The organism is Acinetobacter sp. NBRC 110496 (assembly GCF_000876115.1).
GTDB lineage: Bacteria > Pseudomonadota > Gammaproteobacteria > Pseudomonadales > Moraxellaceae > Acinetobacter.
The window spans coordinates 19,428-32,912 of sequence record NZ_BBTF01000042.1; the positions used below are offsets into that span (position 1 = coordinate 19,428).

Genomic DNA, 13,485 nt, shown 5'->3' on the forward strand with positions numbered 1-13,485 from the left:
TTCATCTATGCGCTAATTTATAAAACAGTATGATGAATACCGCATATTGTACCAAGACGATAGCGATCTGTATTTTGAGTAATCTCAAACATCCCTTGAAGCGTACCAACCAATCACGGCCAGCTTTATTTGCAGGCATCAATTTTAAGTCTAACAGTGCTTGGTCAAGTTGTTGAGTCAGGTTTTCTGCATCATCAGATTGGTCAACCATATGCTGCAACAAACCTCGATCAAGCTCAATTCGAATAAATAAATAATGGTGAATTATCAATAGCCCTGTAACAAGTAAAAGAGGCATCAGGATCTGCATTTTCGAAAATAAAGATAAGGTAATAATTGACAAAACAAAGACCAAATAGCCTGACTTTAAAATACTCTGACTCTGCTTTAACAGGCGCGTTACCACAACAAAATTCATTTTCATTATTGCATCTCCTGAGTGAGTAGCATTTGGAAATGTTTAATTTCAGCAATATGTGTCTCACTCAAAACAATCCAGGGACGACATCGTTGGATTAAGGCAATGGCTTCTTCAACATCAGTGGCATGATTCTGCTGTAACAACCAGGCAATCAATACACTACAGCTACGCGAATAGCCAAGCGCACAGAAGATTAGAACTTTTTGTGGTTGATTGTTTTGTCGTAAAGGCTGAATCAAACGATCGAATTGTTCTGCAGCTACCAGTAGTTGCTTAGTTTGGATAGGGATTAAATCGAGTGTGCTAAATTTTTCATAGTGTTGTACCTGCTGATTTACCGCTAACTCAGCACAGCAATCAAATAAAGCATCATATTGTTTGCTATGTTCAGCAGATGGAATACGACCCAGATAGAGATCCACGCCGTTTAAGTTCAGAATCAGGGAGTCTTCAGGGTGTCGATAAGTCCATAATCGACTATTTAGCCTTGCCACTAGAAAATAAGGGGCAAACAGTAAGTACGCAGCAACCGTCATTCGGCCATTCTGTTGTTTTTGAAAAAAGTGCGGTCGAACCGTGAAATAAGCCAATGCAATTAGCAATAGACTGATGGCTGGATATAACATCCATAGCCAAGTGCCTTTAAATAAGAATACAGGTATCAGACACAGTAAGGCGCCTATCAGATAAAAACAGCCTAATTTTAAATGTTTGCGGGTACGTTGCTGTAATGGATCTTTTTGATAAGGTGCTTTGACTGTGAGTGGAAACAGCCATAAACATAGCGCACCTGCCAGTAAACCCAATGGAATATCAATAAAATGATGCTGCCATGTGGTTAAAACAGAGAGTCCGATCAGGAATGACCAAATATGAACCAGCCAACGGTAGCTTGGCTTGATGTGTCGACGATAAAAATCCCACAAAATCACCAAAAGTACGATATGTAAGGAGGGTGCTTGGTTAAAAGGTTTATCAAAACCCATCAACACATCAAACCAGAGTCCAAAGAAACCATCTAACTCAGCCCGTTCAAAACTAAACTTGAGTGGATAGATGATAAAGCAGCTAATGGAAATAAGCTGGGCAAAAAATAGCCTAAGTGAATGTTGTTTTAATTCAAATTTATTCCAGCACAATAGCAAAGATAGACCATAAAAAAGATCAATCGACCAATAAGGCACAATGGTCCATGCCCAAAGTGGAATGTGATGTTCCCAAGCGAAAACGATACTTGGAACATTCGTTAAACTGGATGCATACTGATTTGCAAAACCATAGGTTAAAAAGAAAAAGGGGGCTAAAAAGACTAAACAGAGTAGCCCCCATTTCCATGTACCCGGTTGACGATCTAAAATATTATTTTGCATAAAAGTTTTTATTTAAATTTTTTGAACACTAGCACGAAAACCGTAAAAATTACAAATTCATCAATACAGTTTGATGTGCTACATTCTTGAATTACGCATCACCCGAGGGCAGGGCATACGCTATACAGTCAGGAGACACACCTATATCTGCAACACGTCACCCCGGCGGAACAGTTTGTGCGGTAAAACTGGACTGGCATTCAGCGTTGCGTAATCAAATCAAAAGGCTATGAAATGACTTCAAAGTGGGAAACATCGAACTCAAAGTGGAATGAATTATTGGTCAAAGCAAGGGATTTTGTCGATTTTCTTGATAGGGGGGATTTTTTCTCTAAACCTTACTCCGGCGCTATGGATGTTGCTGTGATAAACGATGGAAATTTAGCAATTGAATATATGACCAACGATGACTCAGCTGTATTTCCGGTCTGGCAAGACATAAAGAAAAATGGGCTTGGTCTGCCGGATGGCTGGGAATCCTTTTCTTATGTAGATTATCATTTGGAGAAGAATCAATCATTTGGCGCCCTGCGAGGTGACTTCAATGGGGCAGTGGAAAAGCTTATAGATCCACGAAATGATATTGATAATTTACGAGACTCCATGTCTGGAGATGTTCAAATGATTTTTCAATGTTATGCAAATGATTTTTTCCCTTTGATGTGGAAAAAAATCCTAGAGATTTATTTGCACGATGGGTTCCCATGCGGGGTCAGTGATTTTTCTGTGGATAAAAAGATAGTGGTTTTTTCAAATTTCTGATCAATCCTCTGACGTTTTCGCATGATCTACCTAAGTTTCGCGACGCCAAAAACCGGCTTCCGCCGATCGACCCCAATCAGTGCAAGGGTTTTTCGAGGTGCCCTATTATCATTGGTTTTTCAGCAAGTGCTGCAACGACTACCATGCCTAGACCTAATGCATCAAAATGTATTTAAATTTTTTGGGCAACCGAAACTGTAAAAATACCAAATTCATCAATGCATTGATCCACTTTTTTAAAGCCAGCCTGTTCAACCAGTGCATCCATTTCGGCTTGTGAGCGTAACCGCATTACCCAAGCGTCACCTTGACGGTGTGAGGTTAAAGCACGCGCAATAAATTCTTGTTGTGGGTGCCAAATTTGTCCCGTGTAAATCAGGAAACCACCTTGTAACATAGCTTGATGGATCCCTGAGAGTGATTGTCTTAATAAATCATTATCACTAAACAGCTCATAAAGCCCAGACACAATGACCAAATTTGGCTTTGGTTTAACTTTGGCCAATGACGGCGTGTCAAAGGCATCACCGAGTTCAAATTGGGCGATATTGTCCAGTTTTCGTTCTTGGATCAAGGCGCTACCTGAATCAACATTTAATTGACTATAATCTCTTAATAAGACGGATTTCGGTGGTGTTGGCAGTTGACTCACCGCATCTAAAATATAGCGACCATGACCCGCGGCGATATCTAGGATGCGAATGTCTTTGCGTTGCTTATTTAAAACTTGTGCATATTTCGCCAATAACTGCTCGATATGCTGTTTACGCACGCGGATGCCACGCCAACCAATTGCATTTAAATACTGTTGATCAATGATATTACCGAGAATGTTTTTACTTTCACCTTGATTTCGATAGACAAAATCTAGCGTACTGCCAGAGTCATAACCAGTATCTTCACCAATTCTAAGACCACGGGAAAATTTGCTGCCGAGTTTTAAATTCCGTTTGGTTAAATTCCAGAACAGATTCTTGATTGAAGAAGCGGGAAGTGGACTACTCAATTGTTCAGCAGTTGCACAGCTTGAACCAATTTTATCGGCATTGAGTACATCTGGCGCCTGATAATCTTCAGCAAAGCTTTGTAAGATAAAACGACGAATTTTTTCGATTGCAATATGACGATCTTTTTCACCTAAAGTATCGTGATAAAAACCCTTTAGAACATGAAATTCTTTACGTGGATGAGGAAGTTTTTCGTAGAATTGTCGTTGTGGCTTACGGAACACCACAAAATCAGAGCCAGAGCATAAAACCTGAGTGGGCACAAAGATATTTTGTGCATCATTGACGATACGCTCAGAGGCAGCATATAAACCCAAAAGCATTCGTACAGAAATGGCTTTGGCAATTTGTGGATCTGTATCATAGGTTTTTGCACGCTCAACATCATGCGTCAGCATTTTGGCTTTTACATAACTGGTAATAAAGAAATTACCTTTAAGTTTGCTGAGAACCGTTAAACCTGTTTTCGCAAATGGGACATACAGTTTAATATCAAATGCGGGTGAAGCTAGACATAAAGCTCTGATTTTTGGTGCATAATCATGAACCCAAGTTGCTGCTAAAACTGCGCCAACGCTTTGACCAATCACAGCAATATTGCTTGATGTAATGTTATACGTAGATTCAATATGTTGCACAAAATATTGAATATCTTTTACACATGCAGAGAAACTTGGCGCATCACCACGTAAACCAGGTGACTCTCCATGTCCGCGTGCGTCCCATGCAAAGAAATCAAATTCTGGTAGATTAAGCTCATTGACCAAATGTGCCATACGGCCAGAATGTTCATGTCCACGATGGAATAAAATAATTGCCTTTTTTATGTCTTGTTCTGTAGCCGCTGGCCAATGTTGATAGGCTAATTGGGTATCATCATGGCTAGTAAATATATGTTTTTGTGAGCTTTGCATCTGATTTTCCTTAAAGTTGAATACTATTTTTAATACGGTTATAAATTGTCAAAACCAATAGTGCTGCAATAAAAACAAGCAGTCCATTACAGATGTAAATGATTGAATTTGTGTAGTTATTTTGAATTAAATATGGACTAAAACTGACACATACTGCAATTAAACTAAACCAAAATGCACGATCACTTTTGCCCATAGGACCATCATAACGACGTTCCTGACCAATTAAAGGTGCCATAACGCCAGCATATTCACTCAGAATTGCCAGAAATACGACCAAACCTAATAAATAGGAATTAATAAAGGCTAAGCCTAAAAAACATAGATAAAGCGCTGAATCTGAGATGACATCGCAAATTTCATTTAAATATGCGCCAAGTTCTGATTGTTGATTGAATTCACGCGCGAGCATGCCATCAATTGCATTAAAACCCATACGAAGCAACATCCATACAGGCAATAGTAAAAATAGGATTAAAGGTTGTTGGTAAAGATGCAGACTATAAAGTGCGATTGCTAAGGCTACAGAAATGAACATTGCTAAGAGCGTAACTTGATTCGCTGTGATTTTTTTAGAATAAAGCCATTGTACAAATGGGCGAAGTAAATTCTGAAATGCTGGTTTTAATTGATAAATCGAAGGCATTGTTATTGGTATAAACACATTTATATAGTGAAAGCATTGTGTTTAATATTTGAGTGCATGTCAACATACATCAGTATTTGAGGGAAATTGAGTATTATAAAAGTCATTACATATCAAATTATTAATATTGTATTATTTCGCATAATGTATATTATGTTAAATGGCATACCTAAAGGCGGTGCGCTTCTATCACTGTCACGTCACGCGACATATAAGTTGTCATTCGCGACAGATGTTACGTCATTCATATGTCTATGTTGTGCATAGCATTCAAATTTAAATTACAACTTGGGTATTACGGTTTTACCTACTTTGATGAACTTATTTAATATGGTTACACATGCATGTACTTGATTGACCTGACTCTTGAAACTCTTTGGCTCAACTTTTTCCTATTTTTCATGCTGTCCTACCTAGAGTTCTTAGCAATTCTTTAGCTCTAATGAATGACCCTTTTATCTTTCCAACATATCGTATGCGCTTATCAAGCTTCAATGATCTAACGTCAGCATCTATATCATTGTGAAGTTTACGCAGCTCATTTAGTAGAATAAAGAATTCCAATTTCTCTGATGAAATACTACTTGGCTACCTTTTTATTAAAAAATCTCCTGAATATTTTATTTCCGTAAAAAAGAATTCTTACAAAAATGTAATAAAATATTTCAATGCCTTAAAATACATTTATCCCTTTTCCTATGCTTTTTTAAAATATATTCATGAAACTTTAAAAGTATCGCTAGGTTTTAATTAAAATGTATTTAAACCACTCCACCTTTATTAAGTATATAAAAGTCTTAGTAAATTAATCTTACTTAAAACCCTAGCTAAAAATTGATAATAAGTATCGAAAAAAATTAAACTTAGCTCTTAAACCCTTGAATACATTTTAAGACTAGATATCAAAGTCTTTGACTTTCAAAAATGCATATTTAGATAATAAAAACAAAGGCTTGTGTGTAATTTAAACTCTATTTTTTGATTTTTTATGGAAAATTTTGGTCTTAAACAAGAAATATGGAAAATTGTAGTTTTTATAAAATTACTATATTTTTATAAAAAATTTAGGAGCTTTCGAGATGATTAAAAGTATCCAGCAAGTAAAAGAAGAATTTAATAGTTCTGGTATATCAATTGCGGAATGGTCAAGGGAAAATAATTTCCCTGCTCCATTGGTCTACCAGATATTGAATCACACACGCATTCCACAAAGAGGAAAAAGCCATCTGATCGCAGTGAAGTTAGGTATAAAGCAATAGAAATTTATTCTTATAGGTTTATAAAAAAAGAAAACGACTTATGTTTGCAGACATAAGTCGTTTGATTCCAATACAGAAGTACTGAAACCACGTATTTGAAGTATCTTCTGTATTGGGCAATTCGTCAAGCCCAACATTTTGTTTTTTACAAAGTGAATAAACAGGCTCGTTTCTGAATAGCAGCCCTGCTGTTTTATTTTTAGCGAGTTAGTTAAGGAAGGTATTCCAAATGAAAAAATATAAAGATGATCCAAACTCAAATCTTCATGAACAGATCGAACTTGCTTTTAAGCGTGGCTCTGATATTGCAGGTGTCTTGCATGGCATCAGGAAAATTCATCAAGGTAGCGTTGGTAAACGTACCTCGTTATTTCCTAGTAAAAAAAATGTTGGAATGATACCTGTTGAAAGTAATTTGGAATTAGCATATGCAATTGAATTAGAGAGAGATCTTTCTGTTGTTTCCTATCGAACACAAGCATTAAAAATCCAATTAAGTCAATGTGAATCAAATTATCCTGACTTTTTAGTTAAATACTCTGATGGCCGCGTTGAAGTCCATGAAGTAAAGGCAGATAAACTTAATTTGACAGAAAAAAAAGACAAGAAACATCATCGAATTAAAAAAATAATAAATTACCATAACATACAATATAAGATAGTCGATAAAAGTGATGTTGTGCTGGGATTTAACCAAAGTGCATTATTATATTTTTATCAACGCTTAGGAATGCAATCGTGGACAGATCAGCTGCTAGATAAAGCAATAAAAGTCATTCCTACTCATGATCGATTATTATTCATAGAAATACAAAAAATACTTGAAAACAATAGCTTGCCTATTGATATAGCATACTACTTAATATTTTATAAATATATTTCTATGCCAGTTTACATCCCAGCTCTAGTAGAGGCAGTCAGATCTCGGGGGCTACTATGAACTCACATTTGTTAATTCCAAAGATAGGATTAAGATTTTTACTAACCGGAACCCCCTATGAAGTTAGTTGGACAAGTCAAGGGATGGTACGCTACTCAGCAATCGCTGGGGGGAAAATCTACTCAATTAGTATCGAAAAATTTACTGAAAAATATCATTCAGGTGAGATCACATTAAACGGAGATTTATCTGACTCACTATTAAGTATGGAAAAAACTAGAGATCTATTGAGAAAACAAGAATATATTAAAACTGTGTTAAATTCAGTTAGTCATCCCCATTCACATCTTAATGTTTATAAGACAATTATCGATGTTTCAAGACGAATAAAGGACCATTCTCCGCCCTCACCTCGTTCAGTCATGAGGTGGATAAAACTGTATTTAGATAATGACAAGGATCTCTATACCTTAAATAAATTCAAGGTAGGAAATAAATTTCTTCGCTTCAATATTGAAATTGAACAAATTATAAATCTTGCAATTAAAGAGTGCTATTTAGAACCGAAAGAACGTCGAAGCAGCATTGATGTTCGTGCGGTTATCAAAGCAAAAATGCTTGAGCAAGATATAAATGTTAATCAATGTCCATCATTACGTACTATTCAACGAAGAATTAAGCAGTTGGATCCTTACATTGTACTACGAGCAAAAAAAGGTGCGAGAATTGCAAATACAACATTTAAAGCTGCCGGAATAAAAAAAGAAAGCCCATTTGTGATGGCAATAGTCGAAATTGATACTCATTATTTAGACATATTTATTATCGATGAAGAATCGAAAGATGTTATGGGGCGTCCTTTTCTAACTTGTGCTATTGATATCTTTACTCGTTGTATTGTTGGATGGTATCTAAGTATGCTACCTGTTAATGCTTCGAGTACTCTTGCAACTTTTAAAGATATGTTGGATAGACCACATAATGGTCTTCCAGGTGGAATTCCCAGCTTGATTATCCCTGATAATGGTGTGGAATTTAAAAACAATACAATGAGCAAAATATGCTGTGAATTAGGTATTACTATCCAACCCGCTCAAAATAGAACCCCGAATGATAAAGCTAAAATTGAACGTTTTTTTGGGACAATAACTTATAATCTGATTCAAAAAATAAAGGGTACTACATTTTCAAATCCTCGAGAAAAAGCCGATTATGATCCAAAAAAAAATGCTAGCATTACTTTAGCCAATTTAAGATCCTATCTAACTGAATGGATTGATGAAATTTATCATAAAAGTATACATTCAAGTACAAATCGAGCTCCTATACTTGCATGGGAGGATGCAGTTAACATAAGCCCTCCTATTCTGCTCTCAAAATTTCAGATTGATGTCCTTACACGAAAAACTTTTAAAAAAAATATAAATCATGGTCAGGTTAAATTCCTGTATTTAACTTATAAATCTCACGTACTTGCAACATTGTCAGCTCAGGGGATACATAAAGTTATCCTTATGGTGGATGAATCAAATCTAGAATATGTTTATTTTCAAGATCCATTTGATAGTAGTAATTATATTCGAGCTGATTCAACTGATCCAACCTATACAAGAGGATTGACATTGTATGAACATGAGATGGTTCTCGAAGAAAAAAAGAAAATATCAAAAGCGGATAAAGAAAAATTGGGTGAACATGTAACAGATTTTGCACGATGGGCTTTACATCAGCGTATTCAATCGGAGGTTAAGTTAAATAAAAAAGCGAAACAACTTAAGATTGAATTGCCAAATCATTTAAAAACTCTTTTGGATGACCCAATGGAATTTAATCTAGCTGAAGAAGAAGTATTTAGTTTCAGTAATTTACCACTTATAGCAGCACAGACAGGAGACTTAGTTTCAGATAACCTATTCGATGAAAAAGATAACTATTCAGATTTTTCAACTTGGGAGTTTGATAATGAATAGTGATCAAGTTATTTTAGATAAAATTAATAAAATCATGCAACTTGTTATAGTTTCATCTGAATTTAATACAGCTTATAAAGGGATTTTACTTTGTGCAGAAAAAAATAAAACATACGCTCAGCCATTTGGTTGCTTGTTATTAGCAAAAGGGGGATTAGGAAAAACAACGCTCTGCCAAACTATTGTGAAAAAGCATCCGCCTACTTATCGGACTGAGGAGGGATTTAAGAAGTCTATAGTCCCTGTGTTTTATATAGAAGTACCCTCACCAGCTACTGTGAAATCTGTTGCAAGTTGTATGCTAAATGCTTTGCATGATCCTGCTCCTTTTTCAGGGAGCACAGCACAGATGAATCACAAACTTGTAGCACTGTTAAAAGTATGTGAAACAAGGCTGATATTTATGGATGAATTTCATCATTTGTTTGATCTTCAAACTTCGACCAAACGAATTAATACAGTGGTATGCAATTGGATAAAAACCTTGGTGAATGAAACTGGTATTTGCTTTTGCCTAGTGGGTCTACCTGAGTTTGAGTCGTTATTGAAGGTTGACAGTCAGCTTGCCCGAAGATTCTCACAAACCTTTAAGCTGAATCAGCTTAGAGTTACAAGAATAGATGAACCAGGGACATTACATGCTTTCCTTCATCAGATTTCATTAAATATCGAAAAATATTTACATATTAAATTTGAACCTTCTTTAACAAGTCAGCTATTAGCTTTACAGATTTATATAGCTACAAATGGTCACCATGCCTACCTAATGCTTCTTTTAGAAAATTGTCTTTTTCAAGTGATGAAAAAAGATAACTATACAATAACGATTGAAGAGTTTATTAAAGCATGGGATGACGGTATTACTTCCTATGTAAGTAAAACTAAATCAAATCCATTTCGTCTAGATATGACTAGTATTTCTTCAAAAATAAGAAACTCTTAGTTCTAATTATTTACGTAATCATACTTTCATTAAGTGGAGTATAAGCAATGAATAAGCCAAATTTTAATAGAAATTTTCTTGTCATCCCTATACCAGAAGAAGATGAATTTATTTTAAGTTTTTTAAATCGTATAAAAATAGCTAATGCTTACCCTTCACTAAATTCTGTCATAAAATCAATTTTTGAAAATAAGATAAGTACTATCAACATAGTTAAAGGGAATTTTGATAAGTTAGTTTTTTACAAATTTACAGATTTAGTAGAAGATGAGATAAATAAATTGTGTCTAACTGATCAAAATAATTTCTATGTAGTTAGTTGTCTCTTAATTTGTCCATATTGTATTAAGCAGCACAATTATGTCTCTCTTAATGGATACAGAAAAAATGTTATATGTCCTACTCATTCGATTCCATATATAAGTAGGTGTCCCCACTGTAATAAATTATTAGATTGGGATGCCGAAAAAATTGAAATCTGCAAATTCTGCAAGACTTATGTTTATTCAAATATTGGTGATTATATTGTTGAATGTGATGAAAGAATAAGCCATAGTGATATTTTTATGATTTATAATGATTTTTTTAATTTTAGAGGTTTATCACCTAGTAGAAGTGAGCAGTATAGTTTAAATAATTTACATAAAGGATTAAGAAAGTCTATTGATTTTTTAATACAACCAGATTCGTTTATAGTCAAAGAGTTTAGAGAGTTATTTATAAGAACTGATATTAGATTTCCTAATTACAAAACAGTTAGATATGAATTTTTCTTGTTAGTGTTTAGAATAGTTAGATTGATAAATAGCATTTCTTTAGTTGGTTTGAAAATTAGAGAGAGTCTTTCGAATATTGTCGGATTCGAGCTCGTCGACAAAATTTCCAATAATTACGACAAAGAGTTATATAACCTTTTGAATTATTACAATGAAAATTTTGGGCAAATAAAAGTTGATTTAAATGTTAAAAAAATATTGAATACAAATGATGGATTTTCAGAATTGATAATTAACAAGTATTCTGAAAAATACGATAAAAATAATACTATTAAATTAGAGGATTTTATTCATTTTTGTAAAAGTTTATCTAAAAATTTAAGCTTTGAAGATGTTGAGTGTGATTTTATTTATCTTCATAAATTTTTACCAAGCAAACAATTGGAATTACTTGATAAAATATTTTATAGTCCCACTTTATTATATAATTTTAATTATGAAGAGGTTCTTATAGGAGTTAAAATAAAAAAAGATGATTTAATTTTAATCTAAAAAATGCTGAATTTTTTAATTAAGCTTTTTTAGGTATCCTTTATCGTCAAAAAATAAATAATTTTCGGATCAGAATTAGTCTATATAGCATTATTCATCTCAATTATTGATTACTGCCCTTAAGTAAAATGTATTTCAACACTCGCATGTACAATCTCATCATGAATAGAAAGAGCTTTCTTAACGACATCTGGTGTTAAGTCTACACCTATGCTTTCTAAAGCCAAGATACAAGAAAACTTACCTCTACCAACTTTCCAAACATGTAAATCTGTAATCTTAACTTGAGGAAATTGCTCTATAACTTCTTTGATTTCTTCAACCACAGGGTGAGACATTTCCGCATCGAGTAGTGTCTTTCCTGTTTCATTTAATAATCCCCATGACCATTTAGCGACAAGAATGGCTCCAACCACACCTAATAATGCATCCAAGAAACTCCACCCAAAATATTTCCCCGCAATTAAAGCAACAATTGCCAATACAGAAGTAACGGCATCAGCTACCACATGCAGAAACGCTGCCTTTTGATTTAAGTCATGGTGGTGATCGTGCTCATGGTGATGACCATGATCGTGGTCGTGATGATGTCCCCCATCGTGCAACAACCATGCACAAATCAAGTTTACTGATAAGCCAACGATTGCAATTGGTATGGCCTCATTGTAATGAATATTTACGGGATTCATTAATCGATCGACAGATTGAATTCCCATTAAGAGTGCAACAACCATAAGTAAAATAGCACTACTGTACCCAGCTAGAATTTCAATTTTCCAAGTGCCAAAACTAAAGCGCTGATCATGAGCATAATGTCGAGCCATTCGATATGCGAAATAGGCTAAACCGAGAGCAACCATATGTGAACTCATATGCCACCCATCTGCGAGTAAGGCCATCGAATTAAAAATCCAACCGCCAAAAATTTCTAATACCATCATGATTGCTGTCAGGATTGTTGCTATCAGAATTTTCTTTTGCGCTAAAGGATTTCCCTCATCGAATTGATGAGAATGACGACGATCTAAGTTACTATGAAGTTGCATAAATTTTATCTTTTCAAGATACTCCCCCTAGTATATATTTTTTTAAGGAAAAATCATGTCTCATTTGCATCAAGATAAAAAAATTCTTAATCGCATCAAACGAATTCAAGGACAAGTTACATCTGTAGAAAAATCACTATTAACGCCTGAAAGTTCTTGTCTTGATGTTTTACAACAAGTTGCAGCAATTAAGGGTGCTGTTAACGGGCTAATGCAGCAACTTCTAGAACAACATCTAAGAGAGCATGTATTGAAAGGGGATCAAAATTTTGATGAAGAAGAAATGAAACAGTACTTATTATTATTAGATCGTTATTCAAAATGAGTAGAACAAAATGTTCTACTCATTTTTATTATTAATGGCAGTGACGATCCCCTGTCTTGCTATTCGTATGGCAGCCTGAAGAATCAGTACCACCTGAATGAGCAAAAGCATTTGTTACTGCAAGCCCCATTAAACATACTAAGATTAGTTTTTTAAAGAGTTATTTAGGCCACTTTTCATGATAGTCATCAATAACATATTCATGGACGTGTACTCCATTGATTCGATGCTGCTGCAAATGCTCATGATCTGGAGGTAATTCATCATGACTGTGTGGTAAATGTGCCTCATCCTGAGATGGCCACAAACGCATTGCAAGTAATAAAGAAATAGTTGCAATCACTGCCATCGGTATAAATGTTTGTAATGTTCCTATGTTAGTACTGAGCCATCCAACTAAAGGATAAGTCACTAACCAGCAAGCATGTGAAAACGCAAATTGGGCTGCGAATAGAGAAGTCCTATTCTCACTCGATGCAGACTTGCGAATTAAACGGCCTGTAGGTGTTTGTGAAACAGAATACCCAATACCTAGTACAAACCAAAGTGCAAGCAAACCACTATAAGATGTAATGAAATAACCACTTAACAGTCCAATTACAAGAATTGTTGTACCTGTCAACATAACTGATCGATCAGGAAATTTATCCAATATCTTTGGCAAAACAAAAGCA

General features: G+C 34.8%; 13 protein-coding genes and 1 pseudogene. 7 read left to right on the plus strand and 7 right to left on the minus strand.

Translation table 11 applies throughout. From position 1 onward, the window contains the following. Position 1 precedes the first annotated feature (1 nt). On the minus strand, positions 2-424 hold the full coding sequence (locus tag Aba26S_RS16070) for a hypothetical protein (RefSeq protein ID WP_043973452.1): 423 nt from the start codon (positions 422-424) through the stop codon (positions 2-4). Continuing rightward, entirely contained in the window at positions 424-1,791 is a 1,368-nt protein-coding gene (locus Aba26S_RS16075; protein ID WP_043973455.1) for a phosphatase PAP2/dual specificity phosphatase family protein, read from the minus strand. The genes Aba26S_RS16070 and Aba26S_RS16075 overlap by 1 nt, the downstream gene beginning before the upstream one ends. 234 nt (positions 1,792-2,025) lie before the next feature. Between Aba26S_RS16075 and Aba26S_RS16080 the strand changes: the two genes are divergently transcribed. Then, a complete protein-coding gene (locus Aba26S_RS16080) occupies positions 2,026-2,553 on the plus strand; it encodes a hypothetical protein (protein WP_043973457.1) in 528 nt (175 codons plus the stop codon). A 172-nt stretch (positions 2,554-2,725) separates the two neighbouring features. On the opposite strand, the gene Aba26S_RS16085 is transcribed toward Aba26S_RS16080, so the two are convergent. Further along, positions 2,726-4,474 carry a bifunctional alpha/beta hydrolase/class I SAM-dependent methyltransferase gene (locus Aba26S_RS16085; protein ID WP_043973460.1) on the minus strand — a complete coding sequence of 583 codons (1,749 nt, stop codon included), beginning with the start codon at positions 4,472-4,474 and terminating at the stop codon, positions 2,726-2,728. Between the two features lie 10 nt (positions 4,475-4,484). Continuing rightward, a complete protein-coding gene (locus tag Aba26S_RS16090; protein ID WP_043973462.1) occupies positions 4,485-5,120 on the minus strand; it encodes a CDP-alcohol phosphatidyltransferase family protein in 636 nt (211 codons plus the stop codon). 1,079 nt (positions 5,121-6,199) lie between these two features. Between Aba26S_RS16090 and Aba26S_RS16095 the strand changes: the two genes are divergently transcribed. The 5 genes and pseudogenes from Aba26S_RS16095 to Aba26S_RS16115 all read left to right on the plus strand — a co-directional run bounded on the left by Aba26S_RS16095 (position 6,200) and on the right by Aba26S_RS16115 (position 11,440). Further along, positions 6,200-6,379, plus strand: coding sequence for a DNA-binding protein (locus Aba26S_RS16095; protein ID WP_004911030.1), 180 nt, complete (start codon positions 6,200-6,202; stop codon positions 6,377-6,379). A gap of 229 nt (positions 6,380-6,608) precedes the next feature. Next, positions 6,609-7,319, plus strand: a complete 711-nt coding sequence (locus Aba26S_RS21675; RefSeq protein WP_043973467.1) for a hypothetical protein — start codon at positions 6,609-6,611, stop codon at positions 7,317-7,319. Next, positions 7,316-7,909 (plus strand): annotated as a pseudogene (locus Aba26S_RS21480) (transposase); the annotation flags it as partial. The gene Aba26S_RS21675 and the pseudogene Aba26S_RS21480, both read left to right, overlap by 4 nt. A 1,312-nt stretch (positions 7,910-9,221) precedes the next feature. Beyond that, a complete protein-coding gene (locus Aba26S_RS16110; protein ID WP_043973479.1) occupies positions 9,222-10,172 on the plus strand; it encodes a TniB family NTP-binding protein in 951 nt (316 codons plus the stop codon). Between the two features lie 47 nt (positions 10,173-10,219). Continuing rightward, the gene (locus Aba26S_RS16115) at positions 10,220-11,440 is read left to right on the plus strand and encodes a hypothetical protein (protein WP_043973470.1); all 1,221 of its coding nucleotides are present in this window, start codon (positions 10,220-10,222) and stop codon (positions 11,438-11,440) included. Positions 11,441-11,559: 119 nt separating this feature from the next. On the opposite strand, the gene dmeF is transcribed toward Aba26S_RS16115, so the two are convergent. Beyond that, the gene (gene dmeF, locus Aba26S_RS16120) at positions 11,560-12,486 is read right to left on the minus strand and encodes a CDF family Co(II)/Ni(II) efflux transporter DmeF (protein WP_043973472.1); all 927 of its coding nucleotides are present in this window, start codon (positions 12,484-12,486) and stop codon (positions 11,560-11,562) included. Between the two features lie 55 nt (positions 12,487-12,541). Between dmeF and Aba26S_RS16125 the strand changes: the two genes are divergently transcribed. After that, positions 12,542-12,811: a metal/formaldehyde-sensitive transcriptional repressor gene (locus Aba26S_RS16125; RefSeq protein WP_043973474.1), complete on the plus strand. Its 270-nt coding sequence runs from the start codon at positions 12,542-12,544 to the stop codon at positions 12,809-12,811. Positions 12,812-12,842: 31 nt separating this feature from the next. Here the strand turns inward: Aba26S_RS16125 and Aba26S_RS21680 are convergent, their stop codons facing one another. Both Aba26S_RS21680 and Aba26S_RS16135 read right to left on the minus strand, forming a co-directional pair. Beyond that, entirely contained in the window at positions 12,843-12,941 is a 99-nt protein-coding gene (locus Aba26S_RS21680; RefSeq protein ID WP_151816940.1) for a YHYH domain-containing protein, read from the minus strand. A gap of 30 nt (positions 12,942-12,971) precedes the next feature. Continuing rightward, positions 12,972-13,485, minus strand: a 514-nt coding sequence (locus Aba26S_RS16135) for an MFS transporter (RefSeq protein ID WP_043973477.1), incomplete at its 5' end; no start/stop codon positions are given.

Excerpts from the sequence above, each read along its gene's own strand:
- Aba26S_RS16095 (WP_004911030.1), top strand. The coding sequence starts at position 6,200 with ATGATTAAAAGTATCCAGCAAGTAAAAGAAGAATTTAATAGTTCTGGT.
- Aba26S_RS21680 (WP_151816940.1), bottom strand. The coding sequence starts at position 12,941 with ATGGGGCTTGCAGTAACAAATGCTTTTGCTCATTCAGGTGGTACTGAT.
- Aba26S_RS16090 (WP_043973462.1), bottom strand. The coding sequence starts at position 5,120 with ATGCCTTCGATTTATCAATTAAAACCAGCATTTCAGAATTTACTTCGC.
- Aba26S_RS16115 (WP_043973470.1), top strand. The coding sequence starts at position 10,220 with ATGAATAAGCCAAATTTTAATAGAAATTTTCTTGTCATCCCTATACCA.
- Aba26S_RS16075 (WP_043973455.1), bottom strand. The coding sequence starts at position 1,791 with ATGCAAAATAATATTTTAGATCGTCAACCGGGTACATGGAAATGGGGG.
- Aba26S_RS16070 (WP_043973452.1), bottom strand. The coding sequence starts at position 424 with ATGAAAATGAATTTTGTTGTGGTAACGCGCCTGTTAAAGCAGAGTCAG.
- Aba26S_RS16125 (WP_043973474.1), top strand. The coding sequence starts at position 12,542 with ATGTCTCATTTGCATCAAGATAAAAAAATTCTTAATCGCATCAAACGA.
- Aba26S_RS16110 (WP_043973479.1), top strand. The coding sequence starts at position 9,222 with ATGAATAGTGATCAAGTTATTTTAGATAAAATTAATAAAATCATGCAA.
- dmeF (WP_043973472.1), bottom strand. The coding sequence starts at position 12,486 with ATGCAACTTCATAGTAACTTAGATCGTCGTCATTCTCATCAATTCGAT.
- Aba26S_RS21675 (WP_043973467.1), top strand. The coding sequence starts at position 6,609 with ATGAAAAAATATAAAGATGATCCAAACTCAAATCTTCATGAACAGATC.
- Aba26S_RS16085 (WP_043973460.1), bottom strand. The coding sequence starts at position 4,474 with ATGCAAAGCTCACAAAAACATATATTTACTAGCCATGATGATACCCAA.
- Aba26S_RS16080 (WP_043973457.1), top strand. The coding sequence starts at position 2,026 with ATGACTTCAAAGTGGGAAACATCGAACTCAAAGTGGAATGAATTATTG.